Genomic DNA, 15,341 nt, shown 5'->3' on the forward strand with positions numbered 1-15,341 from the left:
GCAGAGGTCGACAGATATTCAGACAACAACTTCGCGCTGCCGTGCTTTTGATGCTGCCTGAAAGCGGATCAAAAACGCAATCGGATAAACGGATCAGTTTCGGGGCGGCATGAGTAGGAAGTTACCTTTCATATCGGCAGTATTTTCCGACTCTAGAGTGTGAACCTGGGCTTCATCCTTCAGATTGACCCCCGAAAGCTGCCGGCGACAGGCCTCGCGCATCAGGTAGATCAGGCGGTGGGCGGCCATGCCGTAGCTCAGGCCTTCGAGGCGGACATTGGAGATGCAGTTGCGATAGGCATCGGTCAGGCCGACCTTGGGGGCGTAGGTGAAATACAGCCCCAGGCTGTCGGGAGAACTGAGGCCGGGGCGTTCGCCGATGAGGATCACCGACATTTTCGCGCCGAGCCGCTCGGCCACTTCATCGGCCACCGCGACGCGGCCTTGTTCCACCAGAATCACGGGCGATACCGACCAACCGTCAGCGACGATCTGTTCTTCCAGGCGCGCCAGAAACGGCAAGGTATGACGATGCACCGCCAGCGCCGACAGGCCGTCGGCCACCACGATCGCCAAGTCCACACCGCCGGGATGGGCCTTGGCGTAGTCATCCAGAACTTGCGCAGAAACGTCGTCGAGCCGCCGACCCAGGTCCGGACGCTGTAGATAGCTGTGTCGGTCAGCCGCCGCACTGTGGAGCAACAGGCTCTCACGGCCGCGCTCGCTCAGTTGCGCGCGAATGCCCTGATGATCGAACGCCAGGTGCACCGCATCGCGGGCCTGGGCGTGGGCGTATTGGAAGTCCAGTTGCGCCTGGGTCGGCAGGCTGGTGCCGGTGCGGCCCAGGGCGATGCGTGCCGGGGTGAGGTTGCGCAGGTTCAGCCAAGGGTTTTGCGGATCGACAGGTTTTTTCTCCATGGGCAGCTCACTTATCCCAAATGTGCCAGGGCGTGACGAAACGCCGGTGGCAGGTTGTCGCCGAACCGCACCCGGCCATCGGCCTGGGTGAAGATGCCCATGTTTGCCAGCCAGGTTTCGAATTCCGGCGCCGGCTTCAGGCCCAGGGTCTGGCGGGCGTAGAGGGCGTCGTGGAACGAGGTGGTCTGGTAGTTGAGCATGATGTCGTCGGAGCCGGGGATGCCCATGATGAAGTTGATCCCGGCCACGCCGAGCAGGGTCAGCAGGGTGTCCATGTCGTCCTGGTCGGCTTCGGCGTGGTTGGTGTAGCAGATGTCGCAGCCCATCGGCACGCCCAGCAGCTTGCCGCAGAAGTGGTCTTCGAGGCCGGCGCGGATGATCTGTTTGCCGTTGTACAGGTACTCGGGGCCGATGAATCCTACAACCGTGTTCACCAAAAACGGCTTGAAATGCCGTGCCACGGCGTAGGCTCGCGTCTCGCAGGTCTGTTGATCGACGCCGTGGTGGGCGTTGGCCGACAGCGCGCTGCCCTGGCCGGTTTCGAAATACATCAGGTTGTTGCCGAGGGTGCCGCGATTCAGGCTGAGCCCGGCGTCGTAGCCTTCTTTCAACACGTTGAGGTTGATGCCGAAACTGGCGTTGGCCGCTTCGGTGCCGGCGATGGACTGGAACACCAGGTCCAGGGGCACGCCACGGTTGGCCGCTTCAATGGAGGTGGTGACGTGGGTCAGCACGCAGCCTTGGGTGGGGATGTCGTAGCGCTGGATGATGGCGTCGAGCATTTCCAGCATGGCGCAGATCGAGGCGGTGCTGTCGGTGGCCGGGTTGATGCCGATCATGGCGTCGCCGTTACCGAAGAGCAGGCCGTCGAGGATGCTCGCGGCGATCCCGGCGGGTTCATCGGTAGGGTGGTTGGGTTGCAGGCGCGTGGACAAGCGCCCGCGCAGGCCGAGGGTGCCGCGGAATTTGGTCACCACGCGGATTTTCTGCGCCACCAGTACCAGATCCTGCACGCGCATGATTTTCGACACGGCGGCGACCATTTCCGGCGTCAGGCCCGGGGCCAGCGCCCGCAGGCTCTGTTCATCGGCGGCGTCGCTGAGCAGCCAGTCGCGAAAGCCGCCAACCGTGAGGTGGCTGACGGTGGCGAAGGCGTGTTTATCGTGAGTGTCGACGATCAGCCGGGTGACTTCGTCGACCTCGTAAGGAATCAGCATTTCTTGCAGGAAATGGCTGAGGGGCAGGTCGGCCAGGGCCATTTGCGCGGCCACCCGCTCGCCATCGTTGAGCGCGGCGACCTCGGCCAGGAAATCCCCGGAACGCGCCGGGCTGGCCTTGGCCATCAGGTCCTTGAGGCTGTCGAAGCGATAGGTCTGGGCGCCGACGGAATGGGCGAATGCGGCCATGGGCGGTGTCCTCCTGATTCTCTAAAAAACTTTAATACACACCCCATAACCCTGTGGGAGCTTGCTCCCACAGGGGGTTGGTGTGCACTTTTAAATGGCAAGCACCGGACCCCCGGCCCGGCGCCGGTGCAACTTTCAGATACCTGTGAGCATAGCGTCCGCCGGTGCATCGGAGCGTTGCTTGGCGGTCAGTTGGAAGTACAGGTAGCCGACAACCATGAACGCCAGGAACACCAGGCCGATCAGCATGTTGAACCACGCCATCGCCACCAGGCACACCACCGCCAGGAACAGCGCAATGCCCGGCACGATCGGGTAGCCCGGGGCGCGGAAGGTGCGTTCCAGGTTCGGTTCGGTCTTACGCAGCCTGAACAGGCTGAGCATGCTGATGATGTACATCACGATGGCGCCGAACACCGACATGGTGATCATCGCCGCCGTCAGCGTCATGCCTTGCAGGTTGACCAGGCCATCGCTGTAGATCGCCGCGATGCCGATCACGCCGCCGGCCAGGATCGCCCGGTGCGGGGTCTGGAAACGCGACAGTTTCGCCAGGCCACGGGGCAGGTAGCCGGCCCGGGCCAGGGCGAAGAACTGCCGCGAATAGCCGAGGATGATTCCGTGGAAACTCGCCACCAGGCCGAACAGGCCGATCCACACCAGCATGTGCATCCACGTTGAATCGTTGCCGACCACGGCCTTCATGGCCTGGGGCAGCGGGTCGTTGATGTTCGACAGGGTGCGCCAGTCACCCACGCCGCCGGCCATGATCATCACGCCGATGGCCAGGAACACTAGGGTCAGGATGCCGCTGACGTAAGCGCGGGGAATCGTGCGTTTCGGGTCCTTGGCTTCTTCGGCGGCCATGGCCGCGCCTTCGATGGCGAGGAAGAACCAGATGGCGAAGGGGATCGCCGCGAAAATGCCCGGGATCGAGGCAAGGCTGAACTCATTGGAGCCGGCCCAGCCGTTGAGCACGAAATTACTGAAGCTGAAGCCCGGCGCGACCACGCCCATGAACACCAGCAATTCGGCGACCGCCAGCACGGTGACCACCAGCTCGAAGGCGGCGGCGATGCTGACGCCGAGGATGTTCAGGGTCATGAAGATGATGTACGCGCCGACCGCCGCCAGCTTGGGGTCCAGTTCCGGGAATTGCACATTGAGGTAGGCGCCAATCGCCATGGCGATGGCCGGGGGCGCAAAGACGAACTCGATCAGGGTGGCGATGCCGGCGATCAACCCGCCTTTCTCGCCGAAGGCTCGTCGGCTGTAGGCAAACGGCCCGCCGGCGTGCGGAATGGCGGTAGTCAGTTCGGTGAAACTGAAGATGAAGCAGGTGTACATCAACGCCACCATGAGGGCGGTGACGAGAAACCCGAGGGTTCCGGCGGTGCCCCAGCCGTAGCTCCAGCCGAAGTACTCGCCGGAAATCACCAGGCCGACGGCGATGCCCCATAAATGCAGGGTGCCGAGTGTGGGTTTGAGTTGGGTGGTAGAAGTCATAAGTCCTCTCTGTCTTTTTTATTGTTTGATCTGTTGGACTTTCGGGTTTGCTGTGGAGCGGGCACGCAAGGCTCATGCCAGAGCGGTGGGGCATTGATTCTGTGTGTGAGAGCGCCCTCGCGAGCAAGGGGTTGTGCCAGTCGATCGTTCCCACGCTCTGCGTGGGAATGCAGCCCGGGACGCTCTGCGTCCCAAAAAGCCGAACGCGGAGCGTCCGTTGAGGCATTCCCACGCAGAGCGTGGGAACGATCCCCTCAACGATCTTTCCGTAGGCTTAGAAGAACCCCAACGGATTGATGTCGTAGCTCACCAGCAGGTTTTTGGTCTGCTGATAGTGATCGAGCATCATCTTGTGGGTTTCACGACCCACGCCGGACTTCTTGTAGCCACCGAACGCGGCGTGCGCCGGGTACAGGTGGTAGCAGTTGGTCCACACGCGACCGGCCTTGATCGCCCGGCCCATGCGGTAGGCGCGGTTGATGTCGCGGGTCCAGAGGCCGGCGCCGAGGCCGAACTCGGTGTCGTTGGCGATCGCCAGGGCTTCGGCTTCGTCCTTGAAGGTGGTGATGCTCACCACTGGGCCGAAGATTTCTTCCTGGAACACGCGCATCTTGTTGGTGCCCTTGAGCAGGGTTGGCTGGATGTAATACCCAGTCGCCAGGTTGCCCTCGAGTTTTTCCACCTTGCCACCGGTCAGCAGTTCGGCGCCTTCGCCCTTGGCGATTTCCAGGTACGAAAGAATCTTGTCGAATTGCTGCTCGGACGCCTGGGCGCCGACCATGGTGTCGGTGTCCAGCGGGTCGCCGCGTTTGATCTGCAGGACTTTCTTCATCACCACTTGCATGAATTCGTCGTAGATCGATTCCTGCACCAGGGCGCGGGATGGGCAGGTGCAGACTTCGCCCTGGTTGAAGAACGCCAGCACCAGGCCTTCGGCGGCCTTCTCGATGAAGCTCGGCTCGGCCTGCATGATGTCTTCGAAGAAGATGTTCGGCGACTTGCCGCCCAGTTCCACGGTGGACGGGATGATGTTTTCGGCGGCGCATTTCATGATGTGCGAGCCCACCGGGGTGGAACCGGTGAAGGCAATCTTGGCGATGCGCTTGCTGGTGGCCAGGGCTTCACCGGCTTCTTTGCCGAAGCCTTGCACCACGTTCAGCACACCGGGCGGCAGCAGGTCGCCGATCAACTCCATGAGCACGCAGATGCCCAGTGGGGTTTGCTCGGCCGGCTTGAGCACCACGCAGTTACCGGCGGCCAGGGCCGGGGCGAGTTTCCAGGCGGCCATCAGCAGCGGGAAGTTCCACGGGATGATCTGCCCGACCACGCCCAAGGGTTCATGGATGTGATAGGCCACGGTGTTGCCGTCGATCTCGGCAGCGGCGCCTTCCTGGGCCCGCAGGCAACCGGCGAAGTAGCGGAAGTGGTCGGCGGCCAGGGGGATGTCGGCGTTGAGGGTTTCACGCACGGCCTTGCCGTTGTCCCACGATTCGGTAATCGCCAGGGTTTCGAGGTTCGCCTCGATGCGGTCGGCGATTTTCAGCAGGATCAGCGAACGCGCCTGGGCTGACGTGGCACCCCAGGCATCAGCGGCAGCGTGGGCGGCGTCCAGGGCTTTTTCGATGTCTTCGGCCGTGGAGCGCGGGAATTCGGCAATGGGCTGGCCATTGACCGGGGAAGTATTGGTGAAGTACTGACCTTTGACCGGCGCGACGAACTCGCCGCCGATGTAGTTACCGTATTTGCTCTTGAACGAAACGATAGCGCCTTCAGTACCGGGGTGAGCGTAACGCATGATGAGTTCTCCTTGGCTTTTGTGCTTATACGGGAGGGCCGCGCAAAATTGAGCGCCGGTAATTAAGCCTAGAGCAAAGGTTGGGCCATTGCCTTGCAGGGCCCGTAAATCAAGACTTTAGGAGGAGTTGGTCGGACAAACGGATGGGTTGTGTGACGCTTGCGATACAGCGGGTGTGACAGTTTGTGCCAGATGCGAGACAGTCTGTGACTGACAGGTCGCGCCAGCATTGCATTGCCGGTTGGGCTGGAGGATGCTGGGCTTCGATCATGAAACTCTGGCAAATATATTTTTGTGACAGGACAGCTTTTGTGGCGAGGGAGCTTGCTCCCGCTGGGCTGCGCAGCAGACCCAAGCTTTTTTGTCGCTTCAACACCGATTGCGCCTTTCGTGGCGAGGGAGCTTGCTCCCGCTGGAGCGCGAAGCGGTCCCAAGGCAGCCAACTCGGTCAGCCTGATACACCGCAAACTCAGGTTTTGGGGCTGCTGCGCAGCCCAGCGGGAGCAAGCTCCCTCGCCACGGGGAATGTGTTGGCAGGTCCAAAGGTCCTTCGGGGAGAATAATAAGAAATGCACAGCAACCACTTGAGTCGCCATGCCCAGCAAGTCCTGACGGTCACCCAGGGCAAGGCCCATTTGCAGGGCCCCGGCAGCGATCCGTCGATTGCCCGTTCCTGGCTGCGCTGCCTCGAGGATTATCACCTCGACCCGGCGCAGAACCTGGCGCCGACGGTGCTCGAACATGGCCGGGTGCTGGAAAGCCGCGAGCGCTTGCAGCAAGTGCTGCACATCGCCGGCACCGAAATGACCAGCCTGCATCAGCAACTCTCCGGCGCCGGCCACGCGGTGTTGCTGACCGACGCCCGGGGCGTGATCCTCAATTGCGTCACCGCCCCCAGCGAGCGCAAGATTTTCGAACGGGCCGGCCTCTGGCTCGGCGCCGACTGGAGCGAAGCCTGCGAAGGCACCAACGGCATCGGCACCTGTTTGGTGGAGCGCCAGGCCCTGACCATCCACCAGGAAGAACATTTTCGTGGCCGCCACACCGGCCTGACCTGCTCGGCCAGCCCGGTCTTCGACCCCCAGGGCGAACTGCTGGCGGTGCTCGACGTGTCTTCGGCACGGCCGGACGTGTCGCGCCAGAGCCAGTTCCACACCATGGCCCTGGTCAATCTCTCGGCGAAGATGATCGAGAGCTGCTATTTCCTGCGTTGCTTCGACAATCAATGGCTGCTGCGCTTCCACCTGCAGGCCGAGTCCGTGGGGCTGTTCAGCGAAGGGCTGCTGGCATTCGACGGCGAAGGCCGGATCAGCGCCGTCAACCAGAGCGCCCTCAACCTGTTGGGGCATATTCGCGGCAGCTTGCTGGGCCAGCGGGTGGAGGATTTTTTCGACTGTTCATTGGACGAGTTGCTCGGTCGCGCAAGTGTAAATGCCAGCGCCAGTTGGCCGCTGCGCACCCGTGACGGCCGGCATTTGTTCGCGGTGCTGCGCGGGCAGCCGCGCAGTGTGCCGGTGCCGGTTGCGCCAGCGCTCAAGATTATTGAGCCCGCCCGCCTGCCGGGCATCTGCCTGGGGGATGCGGCGTTACAGGAACATTTTCGCAAGGCGCTGCGGGTGTTCGAGCGCGATGTGCCGCTGCTGATTCAGGGCGAAACCGGCTCCGGCAAGGAAGCGTTTGCCAAGGCTGTGCACCACGCCAGCCAGCGCGCCGGCAAGCATTTCGTGGCTCTTAACTGCGCGGCCATCCCGGAAAGCCTGATCGAGAGCGAGCTGTTCGGTTATCGCGGCGGCAGCTTCACCGGCGCGCGCAAGGAAGGCATGCGCGGCAAGCTGCAACAGGCCGACGGCGGCACGCTGTTCCTCGACGAAATCGGCGACATGCCCCTGGCCTTGCAGACCCGTTTGCTGCGGGTGCTGGAGGATCGCCAGGTGGTGCCTATCGGCGGTGAACCTGAGGCGGTGAACGTGCGCATCATCAGCGCCACCCACCGGCAGTTGCTCGACCGGGTGCGGGACGGCAGTTTCCGCGAGGATCTGTACTACCGCCTCAATGGCCTGGAAATCCCGCTGCCGGCGTTGCGCGAGCGCAGTGACAAGTCGCAGTTGCTGGATTTTCTGCTGGCTGAAGAGAGTGGGGCCGAGACGGTGTCCATCGACGAACCGGCGCGCCAGGCGTTGCTGGCGTTCGACTGGCCGGGCAACGTGCGGCAGCTGCGTAATGTGCTGCGCACCCTGGCCGCGCTGTGCGACGGTGGGCGGATCGGCCTGGAAGACTTGCCGGCGATGATCCGCCAGCGCCCGGCGGCGGTGATGGTTGAAACGCCGGCCGAGCGACCGCTGGACGATGCCGAGCGGTTGGCCTTGATCGATGCGCTGGAACGCCAGCGCTGGCACATGACCCACACCGCCGAACAACTGGGCATCAGCCGTAACACCCTCTACCGGAAGCTGCGCAAACACGCCATCGCCCGATAAAGTACAGACTGCTGACTGCTGACTGCTGACTGCTGACTGCTGACTGCTGACTGCTGACCGCTGTTGTGGCGAGGGAGCTTGCTCCCGCTGGGGCGCGCAGCGGCCCTGTTTTTTGGGGGGCTGCTGCGCAGTCCAGCGGGAGCAAGCTCCCTCGCCACAAAAGCCGGGTTGTACATTCAACTGTGTGAGCTTGCTCGCGATGACGGCAGCACATTCAACATCGCCGCAAGCTGACCCACCGCTATCGCGAGCAAGCTCGCTCCCACAGAGATTTACGCTGTTTTGATGGTTGTAAGTTCGAAACACAAGGTGCGATTTCCCCCTCCCTACGCTAACCTGCGGCCATGTTTATGAGGTCGACTATGCACATCCATATTCTCGGTATTTGCGGCACTTTCATGGGTTCGATGGCGGTCCTGGCCAAGGAGCTGGGCCATCACGTCACCGGGTCCGACGCCAATGTTTATCCGCCGATGAGCACGCAGCTGGAAGCCCAGGGCATCGAGCTGACCCAAGGCTACGATCCGGCGCAGCTGGATCCGGCGCCAGACCTGGTGGTCATCGGCAACGCCATGTCCCGGGGTAACCCAGCGGTGGAGTACGTGCTCAACAAAGGCCTGCCGTACGTGTCCGGGCCGCAGTGGCTGGCCGATCACGTGCTGCAGGGCCGTTGGGTCCTGGCCGTGGCCGGCACCCATGGCAAGACCACCACCAGCAGCATGCTCGCCTGGGTGCTGGAGCACGCGGGCATGAGCCCGGGCTTTCTGATCGGCGGCGTGCCGCAGAATTTCTCGGTGTCGGCGCGCCTGGGCGGTACGCCGTTCTTTGTGATCGAGGCCGACGAATACGACAGCGCGTTTTTCGATAAACGCTCGAAATTCGTCCACTACCGTCCACGCACGGCGATCCTCAATAACCTTGAGTACGATCATGCAGACATCTTCCCCGATCTGCCGGCCATCGAGCGGCAGTTCCATCATTTGGTGCGCACCATCCCCAGCGAAGGCCTGGTCATCCACCCGACCACCGAGCCGGCGTTGCAGCGGGTGATCGAGATGGGCTGCTGGACCCCGGTGCAAACCACCGGCGCGGGTGGGCAATGGCAAGTGAAGTTGCTCAAGGACGACGGTTCGCAGTTCGAGGTCATGTTCGAAGGCGTGTCCCAAGGCGTGGTCGAGTGGGACATGACCGGTCAGCATAACGTCGCCAACGCCCTGGCCACCCTGGCGGCGGCCCGGCATGTCGGCGTGGTGCCGTCCATGGGCATTGCAGCGTTGAGCGCGTTCAAGAGCGTGAAGCGGCGGATGGAGAAAGTCGCCGAGGTCAACGGCATCACTATTTATGACGACTTCGCCCACCACCCGACCGCTATCGCGACCACCCTCGACGGTTTGCGCAAGCGCATCGGCGATGCACCACTGATTGCGATCATCGAGCCGCGCTCCAACTCCATGAAGCTCGGCGCGCACCGTGATGGCCTGCCGGAAAGCGTGGTCGATGCCGACCAGGTGATCTGGTACGCACCGGCCAACCTCGGCTGGGACCTCGGCGCCACCGCCGCGCTGTGCACGGTGCCGTCGATTGTCAGTGATTCCCTGGAAGGTATCATCGAGCGCGTGAAGAGCCAGGCCCAGCCCGGCACCCACGTGGTGATCATGAGCAATGGCGGCTTCGGCGGCCTGCACGGCAAACTGGCCGAGGCCCTGAAATGAACACTCACTTGGAGGGCAGTGGCCCGGAACGCATTACCCTGGCGATGACCGGTGCTTCCGGTGTCCAGTACGGCTTGCGCCTGCTCGATTGCCTGGTGCGGGAAGACCGCGAGGTGCACTTCCTCATCTCCAAGGCCGCGCAACTGGTGATGGCCACCGAGACCGACGTGACCCTGCCGTCCAAGACCCAGATGATGCAGGCTTTCCTCACCGAATACACCGGTGCGGCGGCGGGGCAGATTCGCGTGTATGGCAAGGAAGACTGGATGTCGCCGGTGGCCTCGGGCTCCGGGGCGCCGGCGGCCATGGTGGTGGTGCCCTGTTCCACCGGGACGCTGTCGGCGATTGCCACCGGGGCCTGCAACAACCTGATCGAACGGGCCGCGGACGTCACGCTCAAGGAGCGCCGCCAGTTGATCCTGGTGCCGCGGGAAGCGCCGTATTCGAGCATTCACCTGGAGCACATGCTCAAGTTGTCGAACATGGGCGTGACCATCCTGCCGGCGTCGCCGGGTTTTTATCACCAACCGCAGACCATCGATGACCTGATCGATTTCGTGGTCGCGCGGATTCTCAACCTGCTGAACATCCCTCAAGACATGTTGCCGCGCTGGGGCGAGCATCATTTGAGCAGCGATGAATAAGCTGCTGATCGTGCTGCTGGCGCTGCAATTGACCGGCTGCGCCACCGCCCGCACCCTCGACGCCGCCAAGCCTGGCGCGCCGGTGGTGTACGCCGGCACGCGCCTGGATCTGTACGCCCTCAACGGCGGCTGCTGCGCCAAGGACCGCTTTGGCGCCGAGGCGCCGAGTTACCCAGGTCTCGATCTGCCGGGCAGTGCGCTGCTCGATACCTTGTTGTTGCCGTTGTCGTTGTTCACGGCGATAGGCGTGGGGTTTCAGGCGACTGGCGGGTTGTAGCGCCAGCTCTCCGGTTGAGAAGATCTAGCTGTGTTGAGGAGATTCCTGTGGCAAGGGAATCTCCTGTGGTGAGGAAGCTCCTCTGGCAGGTGAACGCCTGTGGCGAGGGGATTTATCCCCGCTGGACTGCGAAGCAGTCCCAAAACCGGAGCACGCGGAGTATCAGACTGATCGAGTTAGCTGCCTTAGGGGCCGCTTCGCGGCCCAGCGGGGATAAATCCCCTCGCCACAATTCCCTTACACCACATACCTATTTCCCCAGCTTACGCAACTCATCCGACTCCACCACCCGCACCCCGTCCTGCTCTTCCAGCGCCAGACGCCACATGGCCCGGGCCAGTTGGCAGGCTTCGATGCCGTGGTACTTGCCTGGAATCAGCTTCGACAAGGGCCCGGCCAGTTGCTCGGCCAGGCGCGGTTCAACCCGGTCTCCCAGCAGCAGGGAAGGCCGGCAAATGGTCAGTTGCGGCCAGCCCTGGGCCTTGAGTGCGGCCTCCATTTCGCCTTTGACCCGGTTGTAGAAGATCGATGACTTGGCGTCGGCTCCCAGTGCGCTGATCACCACCAGGTGCCGTGCGCCCAACTCCCGGGCGCGCTTGGCAAACGCCACGACCAGGCCCAGGTCTATCGCGCGGAAGGCGGCTTCAGAGCCGGCTTTCTTGATGGTTGTGCCGAGGCAGCAGAAGGCGATGTCGACCTGGCCACTGAGTTGTGGCAGCACCTGGGCCGGCTCCCCAACCGGATTTTCCAAGTGTGGATGTTCAGCCAGTGGCCGACGTGAAGGCGCCAATACGCGAGTGATGGTCGGCTCATTGAGCAGCCGGTCCAACAGGTGTTCCCCGGTCAGCCCGGTAGCACCGGCGAGCAAAACATGCTGAGGCGTCAAGTACATAGTGTTTCCCCCTTGATACGGTTCAGCTTAGTTGCTCTTTGTGGCCTCGTCGTTCAATGCAGCACTTTGCAACGCTTTACGTGCCTGCTGTTTGCGCAGCAGTTGCCAGTGGGAAAGGACCGTCCTCGGCGCCCACATCTGCGGTTCGGACGCTTCGAAGTTGTCGGCCTGTTCGCGTTCGGCAACGGTGGCCTTGGCTCGCTTGAAGGCCTGCTCCAGGTCGTCGGTCTGGTTCAATGCCTGGGCGAACAGCGCATCGCCAAAATAGGTGAAGTTGGCTTCCTCGGAGCAGCCGAAGGACACTCGGTCGGCCCGGGAGGCGGTCATGATCAATGTGCGTTCATCCTTGAGTGCCGGGATGAAGCCGCCGGAATAACAGGCCGAGATCACCACGATCTTGTCGCGGTTCTTCAGTGGCGCCAGCACCACGGCCAGTTCATCGGCGGGCAGGTCGGCCAGTTCCATGCGCGGCTGGTCGAGCACCAGTTCATGTTCGCTGGTGCCGTGGCTGGTCAGGTAGAGGAAGATAAGGTCTTCCGGACCACTGCGTTCGGCCAGGGTGGCAGCGGCGCGGCGCAGGCTTTCGCGGCTGGCCATGGGCCGGTCGCCGAGGTGATCGCGGTGGTTGACCAGGCGGATCTGCCCGAACGCGCCGAAACGGCTGGCGAGCATGTTGGCGACATAGTCGGACTCGCGCAGGAACACGCTTTGCTTGCCGTCGCCGCCCAGGGTCAGGCTGTACAGCTCCACCGCCGGGGTCGAGGCCGGGATGTTGGCGAGGGCATCGTCCAGCAGGCGACCTTGGGCCAGCAAGCCGAGTTCGAGCACATCCGGCAGCAGCCTGCCATCCGCGTCGCGCACCCGTTGGCCGTTGGCCCAGGTGCCGCTTTGCACGGTGCCGTCGGTCAGCGCCAGGGTGCCGCGCCCGTGGTAGCTGTCGCTTTCGAACTGGCCGACGTAAAAACTGCCGTCGGGCAGGTTCAGACGGCCCTCGCCGGTAAAGCGCCAATCATTGAATTGTCCGAGATAGTGGCTGCCGTCGGCGCCGATCAGTTCGCCCTTGCCGGTCAGCGCGCCATCCTTGAATTGGCCGATCCAGACATCGCCGTCGGCATTTTCGTAGCGCCCGCGACCGTTGAGCTGGTTGTTCTTGAAGCCGCCGATGTAGACATCGCCCTCGGCACTGTTGAAGGTGCCCTTGCCCTGCAGTTGGCCATCGACAAAATGCCCGGTGAACTGGTTGCCGCTGGCGTCGAAGCGCTGGCCTTCACCGTTGGGCTTGCCGTTGGCGAAGGGGCCTTGGTACTGGCTGCCGTCGTCGAGCTCCAGGCGTCCGAGGCCGGAATAGCGGTCGGCCTTGAACTCGCCCCGGTAGGTCATGCCGTTTTCCTTGAGCGTCCCTTCACCGTCCCGCCGCCCGAGCTTGAAGCCGCCGGTGTAGCTGCTGGTCGGTGTGGTCAGGCTGCCCTGGCCATGGAACAGGCCCTGCTGGAACTGGCCGCGATAGACCTCGCCATTGCTGCCATGCCATTCCCCGGTGCCGTGCCACTGGCCTTTGTCGAACTGCCCGGTGTACCAGCTGCCATTGGGGTAATCGATGCGCCCCTGGCCCTGCAGCAAGCCGTCCACCAGGTCGCCGCGATAGCGTCCGCCGTCGGGCAGGCGCGCGTCGGGAGGCAGCGGCGATTCGCCGTTGCCACAGGCGGTGAGCAACAAGATTAGGGTCAGGGGAACAAGTAAGCGCATAACGGGATCCAGGTCATCAGGCCACGAGTATGCCGCAGCTATGCGCGTTGAACATAGAGAAGCGATGCGAAACTGCACGAGCGGTTTCGCGACCGCATAGGTTTACACGAAGCAGAGCGACAGCGGCTCGGCGATGTAGGCCGGTTTTTCCGAGCCTTCGATTTCCAGCGTGGCGGTGGCCTTGAGCAGCCATTGGCCAGGTTTTTTCTCGGTGACTTCCACCAGGTCGACCTTGAGCCGGACCTTGGAATCGACCTTCACCGGTTGGATGAAGCGCACGCTGTCCAGCCCGTAGTTGACGACCATTTTCACGCCCTCGGGCAGGATCAGGATGTCTTCCATCAGCTTGGGCATCAGCGACAGCGACAGGAAACCGTGGGCAATGGTGCTGCCGAACGGGGTCTGCGCGGCCTTGACCGGATCGACGTGGATGAACTGAAAGTCGCCAGTGGCTTCGGCGAACAGGTTGATGCGGTCCTGGTCGATGGTGAGCCATTCGGAACGTCCAAGTTCCTTGCCGACATAATCTTTGAGCGCTGCAACGGGGACGTAGGGCATTGAGACTCTCCTTGGGTTCATCTGTTTTACTTTTTCTGGAGCGGGGATCGGCATCCCCGGAGAACCACTGTAGATCAACATGGCGCGCAAGTAAGGTCACCGAACATGCTTTTTACGAATGCCGACCCATAGCGCGGGCATGCTTATAATGCCGGCGCGTGTGCGTTTGATTCCGTGGCGAGGGAGCTTGCTCCCGTTGGGCTGCGCAGCGGCCCCATTTTTTTATGAGCGCTGCGCACTCAAGCGGGAGCAAGCTCCCTCGCCACACCGTCACGCCGTGAACCGAATTGGCGCGTTCATTGGATCTGTTGCAGGGGGAGAGAGCGGATGTTGCTACGGGGCCTGACCTGGCTGGTGCTGTTTCAATTGCTGGGCACTGCGATCAATCATTTGTTCCTGCCCGTGTTGCCGGGGCCGATCATCGGCCTGCTGTTGCTGCTGGGCTATCTGGTCATGCGCGGCGAAGTCAGCGAGCCGCTGAACCTGGCCGCCGGCAGCCTGCTGCGTTATCTGCCATTGCTGCTGGTGCCGCCTGCGGTGGGGGTGATGGTCTATGCCCGGGCCATTGCCGCCGATTTCTGGGCCATCGTCGGCGCGTTGACGTTGTCCCTGGTGCTGTCCGTGGCGTTGACGGGGGTGCTGATGCAGCGCCTGGCCCGGCGTCACATTGCCGCCCCGGAGGACAGCCAATGATGCTCGACTGGCAAGGTGCCTGGACCTCGGTGATCCACCATCCGCTGTTTGGCATCGGCATTACCCTGGGCGCCTATCAACTGGTGCTGGCGGCGTTCGAAAAGACTCGCTGGGTGTTCCTGCAACCGGTGCTGATGTCGATGGTGCTGTTGATCATCGTGCTGGTCGGCTGCGGCATCGACTATGCCGAATACCGCAAGAGCACCGAGATCCTCAGCATCCTGCTGGGGCCGGCCACGGTCGCCCTGGCGGTGCCGTTGTATTTGAACTTGCGACGGATCCGGCAGTTGTTCTGGCCGATTTTTACTACGCTGGTGATAGCCGGGGTGTTTGCCACGGGCTCTGCTGTGGTGTTGGGCTGGGCTTTCGGTGCCGAGCACATGATTCTGATGACCATGGCGCCCAAGTCCGTGACCTCGCCGATCGCCATGCTGGTGGCCGAGCAGATCGGCGGTGTGGCGGCGATGGCGGCGGTGTTTGTGTTGATTACCGGTGTGCTCGGGGCGATCCTCGGTCCGGGCATTCTGACGAAGCTGGGTGTCCACAGTCCTGAGGCCCGGGGCATGGCCCTGGGGCTGGCGGCCCATGCGGTGGGTACGTCGGTGGCATTGCAGGAAAGCGAGGAGACAGGCGCCTTCGCGGCGCTGGCGATGAGTCTGATGGGCGTGGCCACGGCGGTGTTGCTGCCGTTGGTGGTGTCGATGACGGTTTAAGGAA

General features: G+C 62.8%; 13 protein-coding genes. 6 read left to right on the forward strand and 7 right to left on the reverse strand.

All coding sequences use genetic code 11. The features are described from left to right. Positions 1 to 93: 93 nt before the first annotated feature. The 4 genes from eutC to exaC all read right to left on the reverse strand — a co-directional run bounded on the left by eutC (position 94) and on the right by exaC (position 5,625). Positions 94 to 918: an ethanolamine ammonia-lyase subunit EutC gene (eutC, locus tag TK06_RS24845; RefSeq protein ID WP_063324212.1), complete on the reverse strand. Its 825-nt coding sequence runs from the start codon at positions 916 to 918 to the stop codon at positions 94 to 96. An 11-nt stretch (positions 919 to 929) separates the two neighbouring features. Then, complete coding sequence (locus tag TK06_RS24850; RefSeq protein WP_063324213.1) at positions 930 to 2,324, reverse strand: ethanolamine ammonia-lyase subunit EutB; 1,395 nt, start codon at positions 2,322 to 2,324, stop codon at positions 930 to 932. A 135-nt stretch (positions 2,325 to 2,459) separates the two neighbouring features. After that, positions 2,460 to 3,830 (reverse strand): ethanolamine permease, encoded by a 1,371-nt coding sequence (gene eat / locus TK06_RS24855; protein ID WP_063324214.1) that lies wholly within the window; start codon positions 3,828 to 3,830, stop codon positions 2,460 to 2,462. A 274-nt stretch (positions 3,831 to 4,104) separates the two neighbouring features. After that, on the reverse strand, positions 4,105 to 5,625 hold the full coding sequence (gene exaC / locus TK06_RS24860) for an acetaldehyde dehydrogenase ExaC (protein ID WP_063324215.1): 1,521 nt from the start codon (positions 5,623 to 5,625) through the stop codon (positions 4,105 to 4,107). A 569-nt stretch (positions 5,626 to 6,194) separates the two neighbouring features. On the opposite strand from exaC, the gene TK06_RS24865 reads away from it, so the two are divergent. The 4 genes from TK06_RS24865 to TK06_RS24880 all read left to right on the forward strand — a co-directional run bounded on the left by TK06_RS24865 (position 6,195) and on the right by TK06_RS24880 (position 10,735). Then, positions 6,195 to 8,102: a sigma-54-dependent Fis family transcriptional regulator gene (locus tag TK06_RS24865; protein WP_063324216.1), complete on the forward strand. Its 1,908-nt coding sequence runs from the start codon at positions 6,195 to 6,197 to the stop codon at positions 8,100 to 8,102. Between the two features lie 362 nt (positions 8,103 to 8,464). After that, a complete protein-coding gene (mpl, locus tag TK06_RS24870) occupies positions 8,465 to 9,814 on the forward strand; it encodes a UDP-N-acetylmuramate:L-alanyl-gamma-D-glutamyl-meso-diaminopimelate ligase (protein ID WP_063324217.1) in 1,350 nt (449 codons plus the stop codon). After that, positions 9,811 to 10,458: a flavin prenyltransferase UbiX gene (ubiX, locus tag TK06_RS24875; RefSeq protein ID WP_063324218.1), complete on the forward strand. Its 648-nt coding sequence runs from the start codon at positions 9,811 to 9,813 to the stop codon at positions 10,456 to 10,458. The genes mpl and ubiX overlap by 4 nt, the downstream gene beginning before the upstream one ends. Continuing rightward, a complete protein-coding gene (locus tag TK06_RS24880) occupies positions 10,451 to 10,735 on the forward strand; it encodes a YceK/YidQ family lipoprotein (protein ID WP_003205913.1) in 285 nt (94 codons plus the stop codon). Before ubiX ends, TK06_RS24880 begins: the two co-directional genes overlap by 8 nt. Positions 10,736 to 10,985: 250 nt before the next feature. On the opposite strand, the gene TK06_RS24885 is transcribed toward TK06_RS24880, so the two are convergent. From TK06_RS24885 to TK06_RS24895, 3 genes are all read right to left on the reverse strand, one after another. Beyond that, positions 10,986 to 11,627: an oxidoreductase gene (locus TK06_RS24885; RefSeq protein WP_063324219.1), complete on the reverse strand. Its 642-nt coding sequence runs from the start codon at positions 11,625 to 11,627 to the stop codon at positions 10,986 to 10,988. A 27-nt stretch (positions 11,628 to 11,654) separates the two neighbouring features. Then, the gene (locus tag TK06_RS24890) at positions 11,655 to 13,373 is read right to left on the reverse strand and encodes a C13 family peptidase (protein ID WP_063324220.1); all 1,719 of its coding nucleotides are present in this window, start codon (positions 13,371 to 13,373) and stop codon (positions 11,655 to 11,657) included. A 102-nt stretch (positions 13,374 to 13,475) separates the two neighbouring features. After that, entirely contained in the window at positions 13,476 to 13,931 is a 456-nt protein-coding gene (locus tag TK06_RS24895) for a MaoC family dehydratase (protein ID WP_003185804.1), read from the reverse strand. A gap of 327 nt (positions 13,932 to 14,258) precedes the next feature. Between TK06_RS24895 and TK06_RS24900 the strand changes: the two genes are divergently transcribed. Both TK06_RS24900 and TK06_RS24905 read left to right on the forward strand, forming a co-directional pair. After that, a complete protein-coding gene (locus TK06_RS24900) occupies positions 14,259 to 14,624 on the forward strand; it encodes a CidA/LrgA family protein (protein WP_063324221.1) in 366 nt (121 codons plus the stop codon). Beyond that, positions 14,621 to 15,337, forward strand: coding sequence for an LrgB family protein (locus TK06_RS24905; protein WP_063324222.1), 717 nt, complete (start codon positions 14,621 to 14,623; stop codon positions 15,335 to 15,337). The genes TK06_RS24900 and TK06_RS24905 overlap by 4 nt, the downstream gene beginning before the upstream one ends. Positions 15,338 to 15,341 lie beyond the last annotated feature (4 nt).

Origin of the sequence: Pseudomonas fluorescens (genome assembly GCF_001623525.1) — a bacterium.
GTDB lineage: Bacteria > Pseudomonadota > Gammaproteobacteria > Pseudomonadales > Pseudomonadaceae > Aquipseudomonas > Aquipseudomonas fluorescens_Q.

What these genes read in the sequence shown, in the direction of transcription:
- eutC (WP_063324212.1), bottom strand. Translation starts at nt 918, where the DNA reads ATGGAGAAAAAACCTGTCGATCCGCAAAACCCTTGGCTGAACCTGCGC.
- TK06_RS24850 (WP_063324213.1), bottom strand. Translation starts at nt 2,324, where the DNA reads ATGGCCGCATTCGCCCATTCCGTCGGCGCCCAGACCTATCGCTTCGAC.
- eat (WP_063324214.1), bottom strand. Translation starts at nt 3,830, where the DNA reads ATGACTTCTACCACCCAACTCAAACCCACACTCGGCACCCTGCATTTA.
- exaC (WP_063324215.1), bottom strand. Translation starts at nt 5,625, where the DNA reads ATGCGTTACGCTCACCCCGGTACTGAAGGCGCTATCGTTTCGTTCAAG.
- TK06_RS24865 (WP_063324216.1), top strand. Translation starts at nt 6,195, where the DNA reads ATGCACAGCAACCACTTGAGTCGCCATGCCCAGCAAGTCCTGACGGTC.
- mpl (WP_063324217.1), top strand. Translation starts at nt 8,465, where the DNA reads ATGCACATCCATATTCTCGGTATTTGCGGCACTTTCATGGGTTCGATG.
- ubiX (WP_063324218.1), top strand. Translation starts at nt 9,811, where the DNA reads ATGAACACTCACTTGGAGGGCAGTGGCCCGGAACGCATTACCCTGGCG.
- TK06_RS24880 (WP_003205913.1), top strand. Translation starts at nt 10,451, where the DNA reads ATGAATAAGCTGCTGATCGTGCTGCTGGCGCTGCAATTGACCGGCTGC.
- TK06_RS24885 (WP_063324219.1), bottom strand. Translation starts at nt 11,627, where the DNA reads ATGTACTTGACGCCTCAGCATGTTTTGCTCGCCGGTGCTACCGGGCTG.
- TK06_RS24890 (WP_063324220.1), bottom strand. Translation starts at nt 13,373, where the DNA reads ATGCGCTTACTTGTTCCCCTGACCCTAATCTTGTTGCTCACCGCCTGT.
- TK06_RS24895 (WP_003185804.1), bottom strand. Translation starts at nt 13,931, where the DNA reads ATGCCCTACGTCCCCGTTGCAGCGCTCAAAGATTATGTCGGCAAGGAA.
- TK06_RS24900 (WP_063324221.1), top strand. Translation starts at nt 14,259, where the DNA reads ATGTTGCTACGGGGCCTGACCTGGCTGGTGCTGTTTCAATTGCTGGGC.
- TK06_RS24905 (WP_063324222.1), top strand. Translation starts at nt 14,621, where the DNA reads ATGATGCTCGACTGGCAAGGTGCCTGGACCTCGGTGATCCACCATCCG.